Source organism: Paramicrobacterium salitolerans, assembly GCF_051513965.1.
GTDB lineage: Bacteria > Actinomycetota > Actinomycetes > Actinomycetales > Microbacteriaceae > Paramicrobacterium.
The window spans coordinates 1,145,054-1,167,612 of the sequence record NZ_CP195847.1; the positions used below are offsets into that span (position 1 = coordinate 1,145,054).

General features: G+C 65.3%; 19 protein-coding genes. 17 read left to right on the forward strand and 2 right to left on the reverse strand.

The features are described from left to right. The first annotated feature begins 87 nt into the window (after positions 1 to 87). The 11 genes from ACSAGD_RS05415 to ACSAGD_RS05465 all read left to right on the forward strand — a co-directional run bounded on the left by ACSAGD_RS05415 (position 88) and on the right by ACSAGD_RS05465 (position 13,266). A complete protein-coding gene (locus tag ACSAGD_RS05415) occupies positions 88 to 1,716 on the forward strand; it encodes an ABC transporter substrate-binding protein (RefSeq protein WP_437584703.1) in 1,629 nt (542 codons plus the stop codon). A 130-nt stretch (positions 1,717 to 1,846) separates the two neighbouring features. Continuing rightward, positions 1,847 to 2,893: an ABC transporter permease gene (locus ACSAGD_RS05420; RefSeq protein ID WP_437584704.1), complete on the forward strand. Its 1,047-nt coding sequence runs from the start codon at positions 1,847 to 1,849 to the stop codon at positions 2,891 to 2,893. Between the two features lies 1 nt (position 2,894). Then, complete coding sequence (locus ACSAGD_RS05425) at positions 2,895 to 3,938, forward strand: ABC transporter permease (RefSeq protein WP_437584705.1); 1,044 nt, start codon at positions 2,895 to 2,897, stop codon at positions 3,936 to 3,938. Then, positions 3,935 to 5,623, forward strand: coding sequence for a dipeptide ABC transporter ATP-binding protein (locus ACSAGD_RS05430; protein ID WP_437584706.1), 1,689 nt, complete (start codon positions 3,935 to 3,937; stop codon positions 5,621 to 5,623). The genes ACSAGD_RS05425 and ACSAGD_RS05430 overlap by 4 nt, the downstream gene beginning before the upstream one ends. 196 nt (positions 5,624 to 5,819) lie before the next feature. Further along, positions 5,820 to 6,821: a TerC family protein gene (locus ACSAGD_RS05435; protein ID WP_437584707.1), complete on the forward strand. Its 1,002-nt coding sequence runs from the start codon at positions 5,820 to 5,822 to the stop codon at positions 6,819 to 6,821. Between the two features lie 120 nt (positions 6,822 to 6,941). Next, positions 6,942 to 8,375 (forward strand): 3-isopropylmalate dehydratase large subunit, encoded by a 1,434-nt coding sequence (leuC, locus tag ACSAGD_RS05440; RefSeq protein WP_437584708.1) that lies wholly within the window; start codon positions 6,942 to 6,944, stop codon positions 8,373 to 8,375. Between the two features lie 5 nt (positions 8,376 to 8,380). Beyond that, positions 8,381 to 8,977 carry a 3-isopropylmalate dehydratase small subunit gene (gene leuD, locus ACSAGD_RS05445; protein WP_437584709.1) on the forward strand — a complete coding sequence of 199 codons (597 nt, stop codon included), beginning with the start codon at positions 8,381 to 8,383 and terminating at the stop codon, positions 8,975 to 8,977. 62 nt (positions 8,978 to 9,039) lie between these two features. Beyond that, complete coding sequence (murA, locus tag ACSAGD_RS05450) at positions 9,040 to 10,368, forward strand: UDP-N-acetylglucosamine 1-carboxyvinyltransferase (protein WP_437584710.1); 1,329 nt, start codon at positions 9,040 to 9,042, stop codon at positions 10,366 to 10,368. A 7-nt stretch (positions 10,369 to 10,375) separates the two neighbouring features. Next, positions 10,376 to 11,155, forward strand: coding sequence for a lysophospholipid acyltransferase family protein (locus ACSAGD_RS05455; protein ID WP_437584711.1), 780 nt, complete (start codon positions 10,376 to 10,378; stop codon positions 11,153 to 11,155). Continuing rightward, complete coding sequence (locus tag ACSAGD_RS05460) at positions 11,145 to 12,272, forward strand: NAD(P)H-dependent glycerol-3-phosphate dehydrogenase (protein WP_437584712.1); 1,128 nt, start codon at positions 11,145 to 11,147, stop codon at positions 12,270 to 12,272. The genes ACSAGD_RS05455 and ACSAGD_RS05460 overlap by 11 nt, the downstream gene beginning before the upstream one ends. Then, entirely contained in the window at positions 12,175 to 13,266 is a 1,092-nt protein-coding gene (locus ACSAGD_RS05465; RefSeq protein WP_437584713.1) for a D-alanine--D-alanine ligase family protein, read from the forward strand. Before ACSAGD_RS05460 ends, ACSAGD_RS05465 begins: the two co-directional genes overlap by 98 nt. On the opposite strand, the gene ACSAGD_RS05470 is transcribed toward ACSAGD_RS05465, so the two are convergent. Further along, on the reverse strand, positions 13,263 to 13,736 hold the full coding sequence (locus ACSAGD_RS05470; protein ID WP_437584714.1) for a DUF3515 family protein: 474 nt from the start codon (positions 13,734 to 13,736) through the stop codon (positions 13,263 to 13,265). The two genes, ACSAGD_RS05465 and ACSAGD_RS05470, sit on opposite strands and share 4 nt — an antisense overlap. Before the next feature lie 23 nt (positions 13,737 to 13,759). Here ACSAGD_RS05470 and thiL point away from each other — a divergent pair, with 23 nt between their 5' ends. After that, positions 13,760 to 14,761: a thiamine-phosphate kinase gene (thiL, locus tag ACSAGD_RS05475; protein ID WP_437584715.1), complete on the forward strand. Its 1,002-nt coding sequence runs from the start codon at positions 13,760 to 13,762 to the stop codon at positions 14,759 to 14,761. On the opposite strand, the gene ACSAGD_RS05480 is transcribed toward thiL, so the two are convergent. Next, positions 14,758 to 15,330: an RsmD family RNA methyltransferase gene (locus ACSAGD_RS05480; RefSeq protein WP_437584716.1), complete on the reverse strand. Its 573-nt coding sequence runs from the start codon at positions 15,328 to 15,330 to the stop codon at positions 14,758 to 14,760. The genes thiL and ACSAGD_RS05480 overlap by 4 nt on opposite strands. Before the next feature lie 48 nt (positions 15,331 to 15,378). Here ACSAGD_RS05480 and ACSAGD_RS05485 point away from each other — a divergent pair, with 48 nt between their 5' ends. Genes ACSAGD_RS05485 through ACSAGD_RS05505 form a run of 5 tightly spaced genes read left to right on the forward strand, consistent with a single transcriptional unit; the run spans position 15,379 to position 22,523 of the window. Further along, positions 15,379 to 17,547, forward strand: coding sequence for an ATP-dependent DNA helicase RecG (locus ACSAGD_RS05485; RefSeq protein ID WP_437584717.1), 2,169 nt, complete (start codon positions 15,379 to 15,381; stop codon positions 17,545 to 17,547). A gap of 36 nt (positions 17,548 to 17,583) precedes the next feature. After that, positions 17,584 to 18,066 (forward strand): pantetheine-phosphate adenylyltransferase, encoded by a 483-nt coding sequence (gene coaD / locus ACSAGD_RS05490; protein ID WP_437584718.1) that lies wholly within the window; start codon positions 17,584 to 17,586, stop codon positions 18,064 to 18,066. After that, a complete protein-coding gene (locus tag ACSAGD_RS05495) occupies positions 18,063 to 19,079 on the forward strand; it encodes an AAA family ATPase (RefSeq protein WP_437584719.1) in 1,017 nt (338 codons plus the stop codon). Before coaD ends, ACSAGD_RS05495 begins: the two co-directional genes overlap by 4 nt. 8 nt (positions 19,080 to 19,087) lie before the next feature. Further along, positions 19,088 to 20,284: a DUF58 domain-containing protein gene (locus tag ACSAGD_RS05500; RefSeq protein ID WP_437584720.1), complete on the forward strand. Its 1,197-nt coding sequence runs from the start codon at positions 19,088 to 19,090 to the stop codon at positions 20,282 to 20,284. After that, the gene (locus ACSAGD_RS05505; RefSeq protein WP_437584721.1) at positions 20,271 to 22,523 is read left to right on the forward strand and encodes a transglutaminase TgpA family protein; all 2,253 of its coding nucleotides are present in this window, start codon (positions 20,271 to 20,273) and stop codon (positions 22,521 to 22,523) included. Before ACSAGD_RS05500 ends, ACSAGD_RS05505 begins: the two co-directional genes overlap by 14 nt. The last annotated feature ends 36 nt before the right edge of the window (positions 22,524 to 22,559 follow it).

A 22,559-nucleotide genomic window follows, 5' to 3' on the forward strand; every position in this document is an offset into this window, starting at 1 on the left:
GTGCTAGGAAAGTGAAGTACAGCAGCGTCGCTGGACAACCCGTGCTGGCGACGTACCCCCCCCCACAGGAGAAAGGGATGTACCAGCATGGCATCCGCAAAATCCACACCCAGACGTGTGCTGACCGCCACAGCGGGACTGGCAGTTGCTGCACTGACCCTCGCCGGCTGCTCCGGCGGCTCGGGCGGTGACGGCGGCTCCGACGGCGGCGGCGCGATCGTCATCGGAACCACCGACAAGATCACGACGATCGATCCGGCCGGCTCCTACGACAACGGTTCGTTCGCCGTCATGAACCAGATCTATCCGTTCCTCATGAACACGCCGTATGGCAGCCCCGACGTCGAGCCTGACATCGCGGAATCTGCCGAGTTCACCTCACCGAGCGACTACACGGTCAAACTCAAGGACGGTCTCACGTTCGCCAACGGCAACGAACTGACCTCATCCGATGTGAAGTTCAGCTTCGACCGCATCGTGAGCATCAACGACCCGAACGGTCCGGCTTCGCTTCTCAACAACCTCGACAGCATCGAGACCCCCGACGACCTCACGGTCGTTTTCCACCTGAAGAGCGAGAACGACCAGACCTTCGCGCAGGTGCTCTCGAGCCCCGCGGGCCCGATCGTCGATGAGGATGTCTTCTCGAAGGACGAGCTCACTCCTGACAAGGAGATCGTCGACGGCAAGGCCTTCGCCGGTCAGTACTCGATCGAGAGCTACGACTTCAACAACCTCATCCAGTACAAGGCGAACCCCGACTACAAGGGCATTCTCGGCGAGGCCGAGAACGAGGTCGTGAACGTGAAGTACTACGCGGAGTCCTCGAACCTCAAGCTCGCCGTTCAGGAGGGCGACATCGATGTCGCGTACCGCAGCCTGTCTGCGACCGACGTCGAGGACCTCTCGAAGAACGACAAGGTCAAGGTGACGTCGGGCCCGGGTGGTGAGATCCGCTACATCGTGTTCAACTTCGACACCATGCCGTTCGGAGCCAAGGCAGAGGGCGCTGATGAGGCCAAGGCGCTCGCCGTGCGCCAGGCGATGGCCGATCTGATCGACCGTGAGCAGATCGCGAAGCAGGTGTACAAGGACACCTATACGCCCCTGTACTCCTACGTTCCCGAGGGCCTGACCGGTGCCAACGAGTCACTCAAGGGACTCTACGGCGACGGCGAGGGCGGACCGGATGCCGACAAGGCCAAGCAGCGTCTCGAAGACGCCGGCATCGAGACGCCCGTGAAGCTCAGCATCCAGTACTCGAACGACCACTACGGTCCGTCGTCGGCCGACGAGTACGCGCTGATCAAGTCGCAGCTCGAGGCAGACGGTCTGTTCAGCGTCGACCTGCAGACGACCGAGTGGGTGCAGTACTCGAAGGACCGCACCTCCGACGTGTACCCGATGTACCAGCTGGGCTGGTTCCCCGACTACTCAGACGCGGCGAACTACCTGCAGCCGTTCTTCAGCAAGGACAACTTCCTGTTGAACCACTACGACAACGCAGAGGTTCAGAAGCTCATCGATCAGCAGCTCGTGGAGTCTGACCAGGATGCCCGTGCCGACCTGATCAGCCAGATTCAGGATGTCGCGGCGAAGACGCTGCCGACGCTCCCGTATCTGCAGGGCGCGCAGATCGCGGTCTCGGGCGCTGACGTCGAGGGCATCACTCTCGACGCATCGTTCAAGTTCCGCTACGCACCGATCCACAAGTAGAGCACTGATGAGGGGCGGATGCTGATCGAGCATCCGCCCCTTCTCGGGTCACACACCCGACGTTCCCAGATAGGCAGGTGGAACCCTGACAGCCCCCAGCGCGCAACCAGAAGGCCACGTCGCGCAGGCCATGCCCTCGAGCTCCTCGAGCGGGGGAGGGAGTCTGCTGCGTTACCTCGTAGTGCGATTCCTCCTCATCATCCCCACGATCTTCATCCTCGTCACTCTCGTCTTCGTGCTCATGCGCACGACAGGCGACCCCATCACTGCGGCGCTCGGCGGCCGTCTCACACCGGATCAGCTGGCCGAACGCATCCACGCCGCCGGCTACGACCGTCCGGTCATCGTGCAGTATCTGGAGTACCTCGGAGGGCTGCTGCGCGGCGACTTCGGCACGACCATCAGCGACCACCGTCCGGTCACGGAGATCCTGTTCACCTACGGTGCGGCGACGCTCGAGCTCGCTGTCTACGGGCTCATCGTGGCTTTCATCGTCGGCATCCCGCTCGGAATGTGGGCGGCGTACCGTCGCGACAAAGCGTCCGACGCCGTGCTCCGTGTGCTGGCGATCTTGTTCTACGCGACGCCCGTGTTCTTCGCCGGGATGCTTCTGAAGCTGATCTTCTCAGTCGGGCTCGGACTGTTTCCGGTCTCGGGGCGCGCCAGCACGCGCACAGAGCTGAATCTCCAGCTGCTGGACGGCGCCACCGGCATCCACCTGATCGATGCGATCCGCCTCGGGGATGCTGACGCGGTCGGAGACGTGCTCAGCCATGCTGCCCTACCAGCGATCGCGCTCGGTCTGCTGACCGCGGGGGTCTTCCTCAGGCTTGTGCGCACCAACATGATCGGCACGCTGACGAAAGACTACGTGGATGCCGCTCGCTCTCGCGGCGTCAGTGAATTCCGACTGGTGCGCAAACACGCCTACCGTCCCGCGCTGATCCCGATCATCACGGTCATGGGCATGCAGATCGCGCTCATGCTCGCGGGCGCCGTGCTGACCGAGACGACGTTCGAGTGGAAGGGGCTCGGCTTCATGCTCGTCGACTACCTGCAGGCGCGCGACTTCGTCGCTGTTCAGGGAATCGTCGTGATGCTCGCGATCATCGTGGCCATCACGAACTTCATCGTCGACATCGTCGCGGCGCTCATCGACCCGAGAGTGAGGTACTGACATGACCTCGAACGTCGCAACTCAGAAGAAGTCCCTGATCAGCCGCCTTCCGATCCTGCGTCAGCTCCGCCAGAGCTACGGAATCCAGCGCGGCATGCTCATCGCCGGCCTCACGATCACGATCATCTTCGCGCTTGTCGCCATCTTCGCGCCTCTGCTGGCTCCCTACGGGTTCAGCCAGCTGAAGGGCGACGACGGCGGGTTCGGGGCGCAGCAGCCGCCGAGCGCGGCTCACCCGCTGGGAACGACCGTCGGCGGGTTCGACGTGCTCTCGCGCACCATCTGGGGAGCTCAGACGGCGGCGCTCGTGGTGATCGTGGCCGTCGTGCTCTCGATCTTCGCCGGGGTGATCCTCGGCCTGCTCTCGGGGTACTTCGGTGGCTGGATCGACCGTGTGCTCGTCGTCGTCTGCGACGCGATCTACGCGTTCCCGTCGCTGCTGTTGGCGATCGTCATCTCGATCACGGTCTCCGGTGGCCGCTCGAACATGTGGGGCGGGATCTTCACCGCGGCGGCATCCATCACCGTCGTCTTCATCCCGCAGTACTTCCGCGTCATCCGAGCTGAGACCGTGCGGATCAAGGCCGAGGCCTTCGTGGAATCAGCCAAGGTCATCGGCGCGAGCAACGTGCGGATCATGGCACGGCATGTCTTCCGCAATGCGACACGGACCCTGCCGCTGATCTTCACGCTCAACGCATCCGAGGCGATCCTGACTCTCGCTGGGCTCGGCTTCCTCGGCTTCGGAATCGAACCGACCGCAGCCGCCGAGTGGGGGTACGACCTCAACAAGGCGCTCGCCGATGTGTCGAGCGGTATCTGGTGGACGTCCATTCCGCCCGGGCTGGGAATCGTGCTTGCCGTGCTCGGAATGACTCTGGTCGGAGAGAGCCTCAACGACCTGAATGACCCGAGGCTCCGCGGACGACGCGGCGTGGCCGCAGACTCCGGCGAAGTCGTCGAGACGAGCGTGGTTCCCGTGGCCGGCGTCCAGACGACGGCAGCGGTCGAGGGCGACGACGCGAGCGAAGGGGAGATGAAATGACCGACGACATCCTCACGATCAGCGATCTCAACGTCGCGTTCTCCTCAGACGCGGGCGCAGTGCGCGCCGTCGACGGAGTCTCTCTCACGGTCGGGCCGCGCGAGGTGGTCGCGATCGTCGGAGAGTCCGGGTCGGGCAAGACTGTCACGGCGAAGACGATCCTCGGGCTTCTGCCCGAGACAGCGACGAGCTCGGGCGCGGTGGTGATCCGGAATCGTGCGGGCACGCGCGAGACCGACGTGGTCTCGATCGATCGCCGACGCCTGCGCGAGGTCCGTGGTGATGACGTCTCGATGGTGTTCCAGGAACCCTCGACGGCGCTCAACCCGGTCTTCACCGTGGGGTGGCAGATCGCCGAGGGGCTTCGTGCCCACGATTCGAAGCTCGGCCGGAAGGCCGGGCGCGAACGAGCGATCGACATTCTTCGCCGTGTCGGCATCCCCGACCCTGAGACACGAGTGGACTACTACCCGCACCAGTTCTCGGGCGGGCAGAAGCAGCGCATCGTCATCGCGATGGCGCTTGTGCTCGACCCCGGGCTCATCGTCGCCGATGAACCGACGACCGCGTTGGATGTCACCGTTCAGGCGGAGATCCTCGACCTGCTCCGGCGCTGTCGCGACGAGTTCGACACATCGATCGTCCTCATCACGCACAACATGGGCGTCGTCGCCGATCTCGCCGACCGCGTGGTCGTGATGTACCAGGGCGCGATCGTCGAGGAGAACGACGTGCGAACCCTGTTCTCGCAGCCGAAGCACGACTACACGAAGAAGCTGCTCGGCGCCGTTCCTCGGATCGGGCAGTCGATCGAGGTGGCGGAGAGAAAGCAGCCGGATGCCGATGCCTCGCCGATCGTCGAGGCGCGCGACCTTCGCATCCAGTACCCGGGACGCCTCGGTCGGCCCGGCTTCGTGGCGGTCGACGGTGTCTCGTTCTCGATCGCTCCCGGAGAGGTCCTCGGCCTCGTCGGCGAATCGGGTTCGGGGAAGACGACGATCGGCCGGGCGATCGCGGGACTCACGCGCGTGACCGGCGGATCGCTTCGCGTTCTCGGAGCTGAGATGAACGGGGTGAAAGAGCGGTCGTTCAAGAAGCTTCGATCTCGCATCGGGTTCGTGTTCCAAGACCCAGCATCCAGCTTCAACCCACTCCTCACCATCGAGGAGTGCGTGGCGGAACCGTTCCAGGTGCATCGACGAGAGATGACGGATGCCGAGATCTCGACGCGCGTCGCCGAGCTTCTCGAAGCGGTGCAGCTGCCGCGTGCGTACGCAGGCCGCTTTCCGCACGAGCTCTCCGGGGGGCAGCGTCAGCGTGCGAGCCTCGCGCGCGGACTCGCGCTTGACCCCGAGCTGCTCATCGCGGACGAGCCCACGAGCGCGCTCGACGTCTCCGTGCAGGAGCGCGTGCTCGAGCTCTTCGCGGAGCTGCAGGGCGAGCTCGGCTTCGCGGCACTGTTCATCAGCCACGACCTGGCGGTCGTGGACATCCTCTCCGACCGCATCGCGGTGATGTATCGGGGCCAGCTTGTCGAAGAGGGGACAGGAGCCGAGGTTCTCGGCAGCCCGAAGGACCCGTACACACAGAGGCTCCTGGCCTCGCTACCAGTCCCGGACCCGGTGGAGCAGGAGGAGCGTCGGACGCACCTCGCTGCTCTGATCGAGTCGGAGCGCGGAGCGTGATCGTCGTCGGCGACGGAGGAATCCGTCGCCGACGACCGCGTTCATCCGTTACAGTTGACGTAGCGAAGGGGAGTATCCCGATTCGCATCATTCGTCAGGACGGACGACACCGCAGTCGCCCCGGATGATGCGTCGGCCGAGCCGGGGGAGAGACTTTCGATGAAAGTCGATCCTCTTTTGAAGGGCATTTATCCGCATGCATCCTGAGCTTCCCCTTGCGTTCGAAGTCGGTTCCTACATCGTCCTCGTGCTCATCCTCCTCTTCGATCTGCTGATCGTGGTGAAGCGTCCGCACATCCCATCCATGCGGGAGTCGGCGCTCTGGGTGGCCTTCTACGTCACGCTCGCGCTCGTATTCGCCGGGCTCATGTTCATGTTCGCGGGCGGAGACTTCGCCGGGCAGTTCCTCGCGGGCTGGCTCACCGAGTACAGCCTCTCGGTCGATAATCTCTTCGTCTTCGTCATCATCATGACGAAGTTCGCGGTGCCGAAGCGGTACCAGCAGGAAGTCCTCATGGTGGGCATCATCATCGCCCTCGTCTTCCGCGGAATCTTCATCCTCGTCGGCGCCACCGTCATCGAGCACTTCAGCGCAGTCTTCTACCTCTTTGGAATCTTCCTGCTGTGGACGGCGTGGAAGCAGGCATTCGGTGAGAACGAGGATGCCGAGGACGGCGAGACGAAGTTCACGTCGTTCATGCGACGCAAGCTCAAGGTGGCGCCGGAGTACGACGGTTCAAAGCTCCGCACCGTTGTCGACGGACGTCGGATGTGGACGCCCATGGTCGTCGTGTTCCTGGCGATCGGCACGACCGATGTGATGTTTGCGATCGACTCGATTCCCGCGATCTTCGGAATCACACAGAGCCCGTTCATCGTCTTCACCGCGAACATCTTCGCGCTCATGGGGCTGCGCCAGCTGTACTTCATGCTGGGCGGGCTTCTCGAAAAGCTCGAGTACCTCAAGTACGGCATCGCGTTCATCCTCGCCTTCATCGGTGTGAAGCTCGTCTTCCACGCGCTCCACGAGAACGAACTGCCGTTCATCAACGGGGGTAAGGGCGTCGAATGGGTCCCCGAGATTAACACCTGGGTGTCGCTTGCGGTGATCATCGTTTCTATGGCTGTGGCGACGGTCGCAAGTCTCATCGCTGCTCGCAAACGAGGTAACGAAACGCAGGAACTCCCTAGCGAGTGATATTCTTGCTCCGTGCTGTTCGGTCTGCTTCTTAGCTGCCGCGGCGAGGCCTAGCCCACAGGCCCCCTCGCCGCGGAGTCTGATGGTGCCTGTTCCCATTACCTGCAAGGAAGCACGCTCATGCAACAGAACCCCGAAAATTCCGCTCGTCCGCGCACGCTGGCAGAGAAGGTCTGGCAGGACCACCTCGTCACGCGCGGCGAGAACGGCGAGCCCGATCTGATCTACATCGATCTGCATCTCGTCCATGAGGTCACAAGCCCGCAGGCGTTCGACGGTCTGCGGATGGCCGGTCGCCCGCTCCGTCGCCCCGATCTCACGATCGCGACCGAGGACCACAACACGCCGACCATCGGCATCGATCGTCCGATCGCGGATCGGACGAGCCGCACCCAGATCGAGACTCTCCGCAAGAACGCGGAGGAGTTCGGCGTCCGACTCCACTCGCTTGGGGATGTCGAACAGGGCATCGTCCACGTCGTGGGTCCGCAGCTCGGGCTCACGATGCCCGGCATCACGGTCGTGTGCGGCGACTCGCACACCTCCACGCACGGCGCGTTCGGCGCCATGGCGTTCGGCATCGGAACGAGCGAGGTCGAGCATGTCATGGCGACTCAGACGCTACCGCTCAAGCCCTTCAAGACGATGGCCATCAACGTCGAGGGAACGTTGAAGCCGGGCGTGACGGCCAAAGACATCATCCTCGCCGTCATCGCGAAGATCGGCACGGGCGGGGGCCAGGGCTACGTTCTCGAGTATCGCGGAAGCGCCATCCGGTCTCTCTCCATGGAGGGCCGCATGACCATCTGCAACATGTCGATCGAGGCCGGTGCTCGCGCCGGAATGGTAGCGCCGGACCAGACGACCTACGACTATCTCAAGGGGCGCCCGCACGCGCCCCAGGGCGCCGACTGGGACGAAGCGGTGGAGTACTGGAACACACTCTCGACCGATGAGGGTGCGGAGTTCGACGCAGAGGTCTTCCTCGATGCCGACGAACTCGAGCCCTTCGTCACCTGGGGGACGAACCCGGGCCAGGGCGTCTCGCTCAGCGGCAATGTTCCTAATCCGGAAGAGTTCGATGACCCGACCGACCGCTCTGCAGCAGAGCGAGCGCTCGAGTACATGGCGCTGACTCCCGGCACGAAGCTCAAGGAGATCCCGGTGGATGCCGTATTCATGGGCTCCTGCACGAACAGTCGCATCGAGGACCTCCGTTCCTTTGCCTCCATCATCAAGGGGCAGAAGAAGGCTGATGGCGTGCGCGTCATGGTCGTACCCGGGTCTGCGCGGGTCCGGCTCGAGGCTGAGGCCGAGGGAATCGACAAGATCGTTGAGGAGTTCGGCGGCGAGTGGCGGTTCGCCGGATGCTCGATGTGTCTCGGCATGAACCCTGACCAGCTGGCGCCGGGCGAGCGCTGCGCATCGACGAGCAACCGAAACTTCGAAGGCCGTCAGGGCAAGGGCGGGCGTACGCACCTCGTGTCGCCCGTGGTCGCCGCTGCGACCGCAATTCGCGGAACCCTGTCGAGCCCCTCAGACCTGGAGAACTGACCATCATGGAGAAATTCACCACAGTGACCGGAGTCGCCGCGCCGCTGAAGCGCTCAAACGTTGACACCGATCAGATCATCCCGGCCGTCTACCTGAAGCGCGTCACCAAGACCGGCTTCGATGACGCACTGTTCGCCGGCTGGCGGCAGGATCCTGATTTCGTGCTCAACAAGCCCGAGTTCGCGAATCCGAAGGTGCTCGTCGCGGGTCCCGACTTCGGCACCGGCTCATCACGAGAGCACGCCGTCTGGGCGCTGCGCGACTTCGGCTTCGCGGTCGTGCTGAGCACTCGGTTCGGAGACATCTTCCGCGGCAACTCGGGCAAACAGGGTCTGCTCGCCGCGCAGATCAGCGACGATGACCTCGAACGGCTCTGGGCAGCCATCGACGCGAACCCCGGCATGGAGTTCACGGTCAGCCTCGAAGACAAGACCGTCACAGCGGGCGACATTCAGGTGCCGTTCGATATCGACGATTACACTAGGTGGCGTTTGCTCGAAGGGCTCGATGACATCGCGCTGACGCTTCGCAATGAAGAGGCGATCACCGCGTTCGAGGCCAATCGAGCAGCATGGCGGCCGCAGACTTTGCCCGCCAGATAGCCGAACATCAGGGAATCGCATTGAGGACTCTTCTCGAGGACGCTACGGGGGCGGGGGCCAGCGTGGGACTTCACGCAGACACAATCACCATTCGGGGCGGACGCCCTCTCACCGGTCGGATCGAACTCAAGGGCGCGAAGAACCTCGTCACGAAGGCGATGGTCGCGGCGCTTCTCGGTGAGACCCCCAGCGTCCTTCGGGACGTTCCGGACATCAGTGATGTTCGGGTCGTGCGTGGACTGCTCAGCGTCCACGGGGTGAAGATCACTGATGGAGAGGAAGAGGGCGAGCTGCACCTCGATCCGTCTGCCGTCGAGTCTGCTCACATGGCGGACATCGACGCGCACGCGGGGTCGAGCCGCATCCCGATTCTCTTCTGCGGGCCGCTGCTGCACCGACTGGGTGAGGCCTTCATTCCCGACCTGGGCGGATGCCGCATCGGCGACCGTCCGATCGACTACCACCTCGATGTTCTCCGTACGTTCGGGGCCGTCGTCGAGAAGCTCCCCAGCGGAATCCGCATCACGGCTCCCACCGGTCTTCGCGGCGCGAAGATCGAGCTGCCGTATCCGAGTGTCGGCGCGACGGAGCAGGTGCTTCTGACGGCCGTTCGCGCTGAGGGCATCACGGAGCTCCGCGGCTCGGCGATCGAGCCGGAGATCATGGATCTCATCAACATCCTTCAGAAGATGGGCGCGATCATCTCGGTCGACACCGACCGCGTCATCCGCATCGAGGGCGTCGCAACGCTCACCGGCTACTCGCATCGCGCTCTCTTCGACCGCAATGAGGCTGCGAGCTGGGCAGCGGCAGCGCTTGCGACCGAGGGAGACATCTTCGTCGGCGGTGCGCTGCAGTCGGAGATGCTCACTTTCCTCAACGTCTATCGCAAGGTCGGCGGCGGTTTCGAGATCCACGAGGACGGCATCCGCTTCTTCCATCCCGGCACCGATCTCAACCCCGTGATCATCGAGACCGACGTTCACCCCGGGTTCATGACGGACTGGCAGCAGCCTCTCGTCGTCGCACTGACCAAGGCGAAGGGCGTCTCGATCGTCCACGAGACGGTGTACGAGAACCGATTCGGCTTCGTCGATGCCCTGGTCAACATGGGCGCGACCATCCAGATCCACCGAGAGTGCCTCGGTGGTCAGGCCTGCCGGTTCGGGCAGCGGAACTTCAACCACTCTGCGGTAATCTCCGGGCCGAGCAAGCTGCACGGCGCCGATATCGTCGTTCCCGACCTGCGCGGAGGATTTTCGCACCTGATTGCCGCACTGAGCGCCGAGGGCACGTCCCATGTCTCGAACGTCGGAATCATCAGTCGCGGGTACGAGAAGTTCATCGAGAAGCTCGAACTTCTCGGAGCCGACTTCACGCTCGAAGGATAATGGGGGAGTGTCTGACACTCCAGAACCCATACAGCCGACCGTGAAGCGGTCGCCAGAGAAGACCCGTCCGTCGATCTTCTGGCTCTTCGCGGCGATCCTTCTGCCGCTCGGGCGCCTGCTGATGAAGATGACAATCATCGACGGCGCGAAGCTGCCGAAGAACGGTCCCTTCATTCTGGCTCCGAACCACTTCAGCGAGATCGACCCGATCGTGATCGGCATCGCAACCTGGAAGATCGGGCGCATTCCCCGTTTCATGGCGAAAGCGTCCCTCTTCCGGGTTCCTGTTCTCGGCTGGCTGCTGCGTGCGTCGGGGCAGATTCCCGTCGAGCGCGAAGGCTCGCCGCGTGGCAAGGGACCCATCGAGGCTGCGGGAGACCTGGTCACGACGGGCGGTGGTGTGATCGTCTACCCCGAAGGCTCGCTGACGCGAGACCCTGACATGTGGCCGATGCGCGGCAAAACCGGTGCGGCGCGCATGGCGCTCACGCACGATCTGCCGGTGATTCCCGTGGCCCACTGGGGCACGCAGAAGGTCATGGCCCGCTACGGGAAGAAGATCAGCTTCTTCCCTCCGAAGAAGGTCACCATCAAGGTGGGTGATCCCGTCGATCTCTCCGCGTTCCGCGACCGGCCGCGCGACACATCGACATTCATCGAAGCGACGAATACCATCATGGACGCCATCACCGAGCAGCTCGAGGACATCAGAGGTGCGGCAGCGCCGCGCCAGCGATGGGATCCCTCGAAGCACGATCAGAAGGAGACGGGGCGCTTTGAGTCGTAAGACGGCAACGTCAGCCCGTGTGGCTGTCATCGGCTCGGGCAGCTGGGGCACGACATTCGGCAAGATCCTGGCAGACGGCGGCAGCGACGTGACGATGTGGGCGCGCCGCAGCGAGGTCGTGCGCGACATCAACCGCAACCATCGCAACCAGGACTACCTTCCCGGTGTCACTCTGCCGAATCGGATGACCGCGGTCTCGAAGATGTCGGATGCCGTCGCGAACGCGCAGCACGTCTTCGTCGCGGTTCCGAGCCAGTCCCTTCGCGATAACCTCGTCGCGCTCCGACCCCATCTTGCACCGGGGACGAGCGTGGTCTCGCTCATGAAGGGAGTGGAGCGCAGCTCGGGGATGCGGATGAGCCAGGTGATCGAGCAGACGCTCGACTGGGATCCGGCGCTGATCGCAGCGGCATCCGGCCCCAACCTCGCACTCGAGATCGCGAAGGAACAGCCCACCGCGGCCGTGGTCGCCTCACAGAGCCTCGAGACCGCGCAGTCCATCGCCCTCATCGCGAGCAACGCCTATTTCCGCACGTTCGTGAACACCGATGTCATTGGAACCGAGTTCGGCGGAGTGCTGAAGAACCTCATCGCGGTCGCCATCGGAATCGTCGATGGAGTCGGCTACGGCGAGAACACGAAGGCATCCATCATCACGCGCGGTCTCGTGGAGATGACCGATTTCGCCGTCGCGCTCGGCGCTCAGCCCGAGACGCTCTCCGGACTCGCGGGGCTTGGCGACCTGATTGCGACGTGTCAGTCACCGCTGTCACGCAACAACACGGCAGGACGTCTGCTGGGCCAGGGGTATAGTTTCTCCTCGGTCGTGAAGCAGATGCAGCAGACCGCCGAAGGCCTGGCATCGGTCGGACCGGTGCTCGAGATCGCCGACTCTGTCGGGGTGAGCATGCCGATCGTGCAGCAGGTCAAGCAGGTTGTCGACGGGACCCTCGATCCGAAGGGAATCGCGCCGCACCTGACCACCGATTCAGAGGAACCCCAGGGGGAGAGGACGACCAATGACGGGAAAGCTCCGGGTGGCGGTGCTGTTTGGGGGGCTCTCAAGCGAGCATTCGATCAGCTGCGCAACGGCGGGGGGAGTGCTGGGAGCGATTGATCGCGATCGGTTCGAAGTGGTGCCGATCGGCATCACTCGCGCCGGCCAGTACGTCCTCGAGGACGACGACGCTGAGAAGTTCGTCCTCGATCCCGCTCACCTTCCGGAAGTCGTGGACAACGGCACACGTGTTCGCTGGCCCGAAGACAACGTGTCGCGGACGCTCACGGTCGAGCGTGACGGTGTGGTCACGTCGCTCGGTCAGATCGACGTGGTCTTCCCGATCCTCCACGGCACCTACGGTGAGGACGGCACTGTGCAGGGCCTGCTCGAACTCGTCGGACTGCCGTACGTCGGATCCGGCGTGCTGGCGTCCGCTGTCGCCATGGACAAGCACTTCACCAAGTCGATCCTGCAGCACGCCGGCGTCGATGTCGCCCCGTGGCGCACGCTTCGCCGCCACGAGTGGTCGGGCGACGCAGATGAGACGCTGCTCGAGGGGCTTGAGCTTCCCGTCTTCGTGAAGCCTGCGCGCGCGGGTTCGAGCGTCGGAGTCAGTAGGGTCTCTCAGCCTGACGAGCTCGCGAATGCGCTCCGTATCGCGTTCGACGAAGACGACGCCGTGCTCATCGAGCAGGGGGTCGACGGGCGTGAGGTGGAGATCGCGGTGCTCGGTGGACGCCCGGGCGAACCGGCTCGCGCCTCGACGTACGCCGGTGAGATCGTGGTCTCCGGTCGAGACTTCTATGACTTCGATGCGAAGTATCTCGGCGCGGAGGGAATCGACCTCGTCTGCCCGGCGGAGATGAGCGACGAACAGCTGGCCGAGATGAAAGAGATCGCCCTGCGCTCCTTCGACGCTGTCGGCGCGGAGGGGCTTGCTCGAGTCGATTTCTTTCTGACGGCATCCGGATTCGTTCTCAACGAGGTCAACACGCTGCCGGGTTTCACCCCGATCTCCATGTTCCCGATCTGCTGGATCACGTCGGGTCTCAGCTACGCCGACCTGATCACTGAGCTTCTCGACGTCGCTGTCGCACGGGGCGCCCGCTAGCCGGTCACGTCCTCCGCGTTGAGGCACTTCGACGTCTGCTCGATCACGCTGACGGCGGGAGAGAGATCGAGAAGAGCAGACCCTGAGGCGTGGTCGTTGTCGATGACGACTTCGACAGCTGGGGTGCGTCCGTAGGTGGTGAAACGGTAGATCGGGGCTTCGCTGTCGTCGCGCACCCAATCGACCCCGTTCACCGAGAAGCACGGCATCGTCGTCGGCCCGATCGGCTCGACGCCGCAGTGCAGGAGCACGGATGCCGGATCACCCCATGCTCCGGTCGCCTGTGCCGTGGTCTCTCGCTTCTCGAGCTCTCCGACAGCGTCGGGCAGTCGAACCGTGACCGCTGCGCAGTCGGGGTCGTTCGCGTGCGGAGCGGGTTCCATGGAGACGGATCCAGCGCACGCTGTGAGGGACAGCGCGGACGCCGTGACGAGCAGGCTCGCAGACGTCAGACGGGCAAGAGAACGCACTCGTTCAGGCTACCGTTGAAGCCATGGTGTTCTCTGACAGATCGACGGGGCCGTCTCTCTCCGAGCTGACGGAGGGCCGCGTCCTCGAGAGGATCTTTCCGCGGCTTCCGCTTGCGAGCGCGGCGCTGCTCGGGCCCGGTGATGACTGCGCGATGCTGCGGGCGCCGGATGGACGCTACGTCGTGACGACCGACATGATGGTGCACGGACCCGACTTCCGCGAAGCATGGTCGACACCGTTCGACCTCGGCTGGAAGGCCGCCGCCACGAATCTCTCCGATGTCGCGGCCATGGGGGCGCGCCCGACCGGCCTCGTCATCGCTCTGGCTGTTCCAGATCACTACTCGGTGAGCGTGCTCGAGAACTTCGCAGACGGCGTCCGCGCCGCGTGCGCGGAACTCGCGCCCGGGTGCGGTGTGGTCGGCGGCGATCTCTCGACGTCGCGCACCTTCACCATCGCGGTGACGGCGTTCGGAGATCTCGAGGGACGCAGCGCGGTTCTTCGCTCGGGAGCGCGTGTCGGCGATATCGTCGCAGTCTCCGGAACTCTCGGCGCGGCCGCGCGAGGGCTCTCGCTGCTCTTCGCCGAAGGAGTGAATGAGACCGGAGAACCCGACGCAGAGCGCGCAGGGCAGCTCCGCGAGCGGCATCCTGACACCGTAGGGATTCAGCTGGCTCCGCGCCCACCCATCGGTGATGGGGCGATCGCCGCGCACGCGGGCGTTACCGCGATGATGGACCTCTCGGACGGGCTGGCGCTCGATGCGTCGAGGCTGGCTCGAGCAAGCGGCGTCACTCTCAGTCTTGAGAGCGCGAAGCTGGGACCGGCAGACGAGGCGGTGCTCCACGGCGGTGAAGACCACGGCCTCCTCGCGTGCTTCCCGGCAGACGCTGATCTGCCGACCAGGTTTCGGAGGATCGGTGTGGTGAGCGCCCCGTCCGACAGTGACGTGACGCTCGACGGCGCGCCGCTGGACGCACGAGGCTGGGACCCGTATGCGAACTGGGACGGCAACGCAGGCTAGGCGTCGTTGGCTGGCTCAGCCCACCAAACAACAGTCTCGCCGTAGCGGCGCTGTCTCCCCGGAGTCAGCCCAGCGGGCCAGGTCGGCTCGGGCGACCTGGCGCTGCGCTCGACCAGAACGATGGCGTCGGATGTGAGACGACGGACCAGACGCTCGAGAACGGCCGTCATCTCCGTTTCAGCGATGTCGTAGGGCGGGTCGATGAAGACGAGTGAGTAACGCTCGTCGTCGTCTCGCTCAAGCCAGCTCAGGACGCTGGCCACCACGGTGGTGATCCCGAGGGAGCGCTCCGCGGCGCGTGTGACCGTCGAGGCATTGGCGCGGCAGACGGCGGCCGCGCGCGGCGAACTCTCGACGAGAGTCACGGAGGATGCTCCTCGGCTCGCGGCCTCGAGGCCGACGGCGCCGGATCCCGCGTACAGATCCGCAACGGCAGCGCCGCGCACGACATCACGTGCGTCGAGGGCAGAGAACAGCGCCTCGCGCACACGATCGCTCGTCGGGCGAGTCCCGTGCGGGGGGACCTTGAGCGTGAGCGAGCCCGCGTCGCCGCCGATGATTCTGGTCATTGCTCTTGAGGATAACGTGTGTCACCGGGCCCGCGTAGACTCGAACACATGAACGAGTCCGGTCTGCGTGAGAAGCTCTCGGGGCCGTTGGGCGGCCGCACAGCGGCAGCGTTCGAGAGAGCGTTCGGGTATCGCACGGTGGGCGATCTGCTCGCGCACTACCCGCGCCGGTATGCGCGCCGCGGCGAAGTGACGCAGCTCGGAAACCTCCCCGTGGGCGAGCACGCGACGCTCGTGGCAGATGTCGTTCGCACGACAGAGCGTCGAATGGCGAAGCGCCGCGGAAGCATTCTCGAGACCGTCATCTCCGACGGCAAGGGGATCCTCACGCTGACGTTCTTCAATCAGGCCTGGCGTGCGAAGGAGCTCGTTCCCGGCGCGCGCGGCGTGTTCGCGGGAAAGATCGGTTCCTATCGCGGCAAACTCCAGCTCGCGCACCCCGATTACAAGCTGTTCGAGCGCCAGGGCGAAGCGACCGACGTGCACGCGTGGGCCCACAAGCCGATCCCGATCTATCCGGCGACGGCGTCGATCGCTACGTGGTCGATCGAGAAATCTATGGCTGTGCTTCTCGATCACGTCGGACTGGCTGTTCCCGATCCGGTGCCGCTCGAGGTTCGAGATGCAGAGAGGCTGCTCGACTACGGAACCGCGCTCGAACGCATCCACCGCCCGAGGGAGGACGACGATTGGAAGCGTGCGCGGCGCAGCCTGAGGTTCCACGAAGCCTTCGTGCTGCAGGCAGCTCTCCTCGAGAATCGAGCGCACGCTCGTGAGAGCATGGCGATGTCACGAACGCCGAGCGAGCGTGGGCCGCTCGAACGTTTCGATTCTCAGCTTCCATTCGTGCTCACAGACGATCAGACGACGGTCGGCACGGAGATCGAGCACGACCTCGCCCAGCGCAACCCCATGAATCGTCTCGTCCAGGGCGAGGTCGGTTCGGGCAAGACCCTCGTCGCGCTGCGCGCCATGCTCACGGTCGCGGACGACGGGGGGCAGACGGCGCTCCTCGCGCCGACCGAGGTGCTCGCGGCACAGCATCTTCGGTCGATCGTCGCATCGCTCGGGCCCGATCTCGCGGCGGACATGGCGCCCGTGCTGCTCACCGGAAAGATGCCGGCCGCCGACCGCAAGCGTGCGCTGCTCCGCATTGTGAGCGGTCAGGCGAAGATCGTCGTCGGCACTCACGCGCTTCTGAACGAGACGGTCGAGTTCTACGACCTGGGACTCATCGTCATCGACGAGCAGCACCGCTTCGGCGTCGATCAGCGCGACATGCTGCGTCGCAAGAGCGCAGCTCACCCGCACACGCTCGTCCTCACCGCGACACCGATTCCGCGCACCGTCGCCATGACCGTCTTCGGAGACCTCGACGTCAGCACCATCACCCAGCTGCCCACGGGGAGACAGGGCATCGAGACGTTCACGGTGCCGCTGGCTCTGAAGCCGGGGTGGCTGCCACGGGTCTGGGAGCGCATGCGCGAAGAGGTGGATCTCGGTCGCCAGGCTTTCGTTGTGTGTCCCGCGATCGACGCGGGAAGCGACGACGATGCACCCGATGTGCCCGACGACGATGAGGATGCCGATGGGCAGAAGCGCCGAATCGCAACAGTGACGGAGATGCTCGCGACCCTGAGGACGGAGCCCGTGCTCGCTGGACTCACGATCGAAGCGATCCACGGTCGTCTGGCTCCCGACGAGAAGGACGCCATCATGACGCGTTTCGCCGCGGGCCAGATCGACGTCCTCGTGACGACGACGGTCATCGAGGTGGGTGTGGACGTACCGAACGCATCGACCATGGTCGTCCTCGATGCCGATCGCTTCGGCGTCTCTCAGCTGCACCAGCTGCGGGGCCGCGTGGGCCGAGGCAGCGTGCCGGGGCTGTGCCTGCTCGTCACCGCCGCAGAACCCGAATCGCCCTCACTCGAGCGCGTGGACGCAGTGGCGGAGACGACGGACGGATTCGTCCTCGCTCAGCGTGATCTCGAGCTTCGGCGCGAGGGTGATGTTCTCGGCGGTGCGCAGTCCGGCGGGCGATCGTCGCTCCGGCTTCTCCGCGTCGCGCAGGACGGCGATGTGATTGTGACGGCACGCGCTGCGGCAGAGCGTCTTCTCGCCGACGACCCGGGCTTCGCGAAGCACGGCGAGCTCCGAGATGCCATCGACCGGCGTCTGGATGACGCGGCGCGTGAGGCGATGTCGAAGGCTTAGTCGGCGACGCGGTCGCTCTCCCGGTAGGGTGGGAGTATGCGCAGGATCGCCGTCGTTCCCGGATCGTTCGACCCCATCACGCTTGGTCATCTCGACGTCATCGAGCGGGCGGCTCCGCTCTATGACGAACTGCACGTCGTCGTGGTTCACAATCCCGACAAGGAGGCCCTGCTGCCTATCGCGCAGCGAGTCTCCCTCATCGAGTCCGCGGTCAAGGACGGCGGTGTCGGCGGCAATGTGGTCGTCGCGTCGTGGAGTGTCGGACTCCTCGTCGACTACTGCACCGACGTCGGAGCATCCGTCCTCATCAAGGGCATCAGGTCTCAGGTGGACGTCGCTTACGAGACGCCCATGGCGATCGTGAATCGTGACCTCGCCGGTGTCGAGACGGTCTTCATGCTGCCGAACCCCGCGCATGCTCACGTCTCGAGTTCGCTCGTGCGCCAGGTCGCGGCGCTCGGGGGAGATGTGACCCCGTATGTTCCTCAGGCGGTCGCCGGGTTCTTGAACGCATCATGAGCGACTCGGCCACGTCGGTGCCGCGCGAGCGTCAGGGCGCTGACTCTCGAGGCATGACCGTGGCCGACGTCCAAAGCCGGAGCGCCGCGCTCGTCGAGAACATCGAGCGGGTCATCTCGGGTAAGCCCGAAGCCGTACGCACTGCACTCACCGTGCTCCTCGCCGAGGGACACCTGCTCATCGAAGATGTTCCAGGTGTCGGAAAGACGATGCTCGCTCGGGCGCTCGCCGCATCCGTGGGCGGCAGCATCAACCGCATCCAATTCACCCCTGACCTCCTGCCGAGCGATGTCACCGGGGTCGCTGTCTTCGACCAGTCGGAGAGCCGTTTCGAGTTCAAGCCCGGCCCGGTCTTCGCGAACATCGTCATCGGCGACGAGATCAACCGCGCGTCACCTAAGACGCAGTCGGCGCTGCTCGAGTGCATGGCCGAGCGGCAGGTGACCGCGGACGGCGTCACGTACGCGCTCACACGACCCTTCACGGTCTTCGCAACGCAGAACCCGGTGGAGATGGAGGGGACATACGCGCTCCCCGAGGCGCAGCGCGACCGCTTCACCGCACGGCTCTCGATCGGGTACCCGGATGCCGCGGCAGAAGCGGAGATGCTCACCTGGCGCGACGAGGGCGATCCCCTCGAGAGACTGCGGCCCGTGGTCGAGCTGCCCGAACTCATCGACATGATCGAGACGACGCACCACGTCTTCGCGTCGCCGGCAGTGAAGGAGTACACCGTCGCACTGGCGCGAGCCACCCGCGAGCACCCGAATCTTCGACTCGGAGCGAGTCCGCGCGCGACCCTGCAGCTGCTCGCCGCGGCGAAGGCGCGCGCCGCCATGGACGGTCACGAGTTCGTGCTGCCGGATCACGTCGCGGCTCTGGCCGATGTCGTCTTCTCCCACCGCGTGATGCTCGCGCACCGGCTGGGGGACAGAGGAACGGATGCTGCGGCTGCGACGACCGAGATCATCGCCGACATCGTGAAGACGACGGCTGTTCCGAGCGGCGGATAGCGACGATCATGAGTGCGACGCCCCGACGCACATTCCGGCTCACGCCGCGAGGCTGGGGGCTGCTCGTCGTCGCCGTCATCCTGCTCCTGTTCGCCACGTTCACGAATCGACGTGAGGGGCTGTTCGTTGCGGTCTTCCTGATTCTGGTGCTTGCGCTGTGCGTGGCGAGCGTCATCCTGCAGCGCATCCCCCTTGAGGTCTCGCGTCGCGTTCCGCCCGAGCTGCCCTGCATCGACGACGTTGAGGTCGTGTGCGAGCTGCGCTTCGGCGGAAACCTCGCAGCGGTCACGGGCTGGTCCGACGAGACACCGTCCGAGTGGGGCGTGAGCCCGAGCGGAGTGATGCCGCCCGCGAAGGTCCAGCGTGGCGGGCGCCTCGGCATCCGCTACCGGGTGCGTGCGCCTCAGCGTGGCCGCTGGCACATCGGCCCCTTCCGCGTCACGCTCGAGGACCCTCTCGGGGTCTGCGCGTCGAGCAGAGCAATCGGAGAGTCGACCCCCGTCATCGTGCGCCCGCGCATCGTCGAGCTCACGGACGTCGCAGGGGTCTCCGCACCGGGCGAAGGGCGTCTGCACGATCGCATCCGTCCTGCCGCTCCACGGGCAGATGAGCTGATCGCGCGCGAATACCGTCCAGGGGATCCTCTGCGGCGCGTGCACTGGCGCGCCACTGCTCGCCGCGGTGAGCTGATGGTTCGTCAGGAGGAGCCGCAGGGTGATCCGGAGGCGTTGCTCGTCATCGACATCCGACCGGGGTCGTCTGCGGTGGACTCGCTCATCGAGATGGCCGCATCGGCGGCAGTGCATCTCATCGACCGGGGCTACCGGGTCACAACAGCGGAGCAGGATGCCGGGATCCTCGCGATCGGCGCGGAGAACGTGGCTGCCTTCCTCTCGCACCTCGCGACCGCCGAAGGCACGCCTGTCGCGGAGCCTCACGCACTCGTGCGGCAGCTGGAGCAGAGGATGCCTCGAGGAGTGCCGACCATCCTCGTGAGCGACAGTCTCGACCGGCTGACGGCCCTCGCCGCGCTCGGCGCCCACGGCGACCCGGCACTGGCGTTTGTCGCGACGGAGTCTCCGCGCGTTCGCGACGACGCTCCGAGACCCTGGGTCGTCACGGGGCTCACCGGCAGGTTCGACGTCGGTCCGAGCTGGGAGCGGATGCATCGCAGCATCACGGAGCACAGCGATGTCAGCGGCTGACGGCGCTCGAGCCGGGCGTCCCCGGAACATCAGGCGTCGGCCGACCACCGCCGTGAGCGTCGCGCTCGCCGTGATGTTGATGGCGACGCTTTCGGCGTACGTGCCGCTTCTCGTGGAGCTCGCGTGGTGGCTCGGCTGTCTCCTCATCGTGGTGTGCGTGAACGGAATCGCCGCGATCTCTCGAAGCGTCGGCGCTCGGCCGCTGCTCGGCTCGCTCTGCGGCGCTGTCGCGGGGCTGATTGCCCTGACGGCGATCGCCGCACCGGCGACCGCCGTCATCGGCATCCTTCCAACTCCCTCGACGCTCGGCGCCTTCTCCGCACTCATCGACGCCGGAAGCACCTCCGTCTATCAGCAGTCCATTCCGGCTCGCGCCGACGAGGGCGTGACGTTTCTGCTGACGGCGGGTGCGCTTCTGCTCTCGGTGACGCTCGATCTCATCGCAGTCGTTGCGCGTTCCCCGTTGCCGACGGGGCTTCTCTGCTTCGCGTTCATCGTGCCGCCCTCGCTGCTTGCGGGGGAGCTGCCGGTGATCGCTTTCGTGGCCACCGGCATTGCCTACGCCTTCGCGATCTGGGCGTCGAGTCCGATCCGGCGCGGCGGCGCTGGCCGCGTTCTCGTGATCGGCGTGGCGGCATCGGCGCTCGCTGGCATCGCGGCGACGACCGTGCCCGGCTTCTACGGGGCGAACCCGTTTGCGGTGAGCAACGCATCGTCGTTCACGACCGGCGTGTCGCCCCTCATCGACCTCGGAAAGGACCTCCAGCAGGCGACAGGCAGCGCCCAGTTCAGGTACACGACTGACTCCGAACGCGCCGACTACTTCCGGCTCATGACGCTCGAGACCTATGACGGAACCACGTGGGTCAGCGCTCGTGCGCGCGGCGATCTCGTCGCTGTCGACGATGACGAGGCATTCGCGGCAGAAAGCGGCATCGATGACGACAGCCTCAGCACCGTGGACGTCACCATGGCGAGCCTCAGGGAGAAGCTCCTCCCGGTTCCCCGAGGCACGGTCGATGTCAGCGGAATCGACGGTCGGTGGTACTGGGATCCTGATGACGGAACTGTGCGCAGCCGGGGTGACAGCACGGCGGGACAGACGTACACGATCTCGGTCGCGGATCCGACGGTCACCCCCGAGCAGCTGCGCGCGTCCGAGCTTCCGGAGCGCGGTCTCTTCGAGCGTGAACGCTCGCTGCCCGACAGCATCCCCGAGATCATCACCCGCACCGTCGACGAGGTGACGGCTGACGCTGAGACCCCGTACGACAAGGCCTACGCGATGCAGCGCTACCTGCGCGAGGGGGATTTCACGTACAGCATCTCAACGCCGGTGTCGCAGGGGTACGACGGTGACAGCATCGGAGTCGTCGCGACCTTTCTGGAGCGTCGCAGCGGCTACTGCATCCACTTCGCTGCGGCGATGGCGACGATGGCTCGGGTGGCGGATATTCCGTCTCGGATCGTGATCGGCTTTCTGCCCGGTGACGAGATCTCGTCCGATTCCGACGACGAGCGGCGAGAGTTCGAAGTCGATGCGGAAGACCTGCATGCCTGGCCTGAGCTCTACTTCGAGGGCGTCGGCTGGGTGCCGTTCGAACCGACTCCGGGTCGATCGGATGCTCCGGACTACGCGCCGGATGCCGCTCCGACGTCCACCGCCACGGCTGACCCCGAAGCGGCGCCCGAGGCACCGACCCGCACGCGGAGCGCAGAAGCCGTTCCCGACGACGAGACAGAGACGGATGCCGCCGCTGAGGACGCGCCGGACTCCTCCTCGGCTGTCGTCTGGGCGTTCGCGCTCGCGCTTCTCTTCGCACTGGGGTCGCCGGCTCTCGTGCGTTACGTGCGGCGACGCTGGAGGCGCTCACGGGTCCGAGAGGGGAGGGATGCCGTCGAGAACGCGTGGCGGGAAACCATCGACACCGCTGTCGATCACGGCCTGCCGCTCGCAGGCGCGCAGACACCGCGACAGCTCGCCCGAGCCATCGTCGCCGGGGCGCGACTCGCTCCGCACGACGAGGACGCTCTCGATCGGCTCTGCACACGCGTCGAGCGCAGCCGCTTCGGCCCAGAGCGGACGCGCTGCGCAGAAGGAGAGATCCTCGATGATCTCGACCAGGTGCTCGGAGCGATTGCGTTGGCTGCTTCGGCGTCCCACCGCCTGAAGGCGACGCTCTGGCCAGTGTCGGTCTTTCCCCGCGGCGTTCAGCGGGAGATCATGCGCGCTGGGTAGACTCGGCGTGTGACCGGAAGCAAGAAATCAGCATTC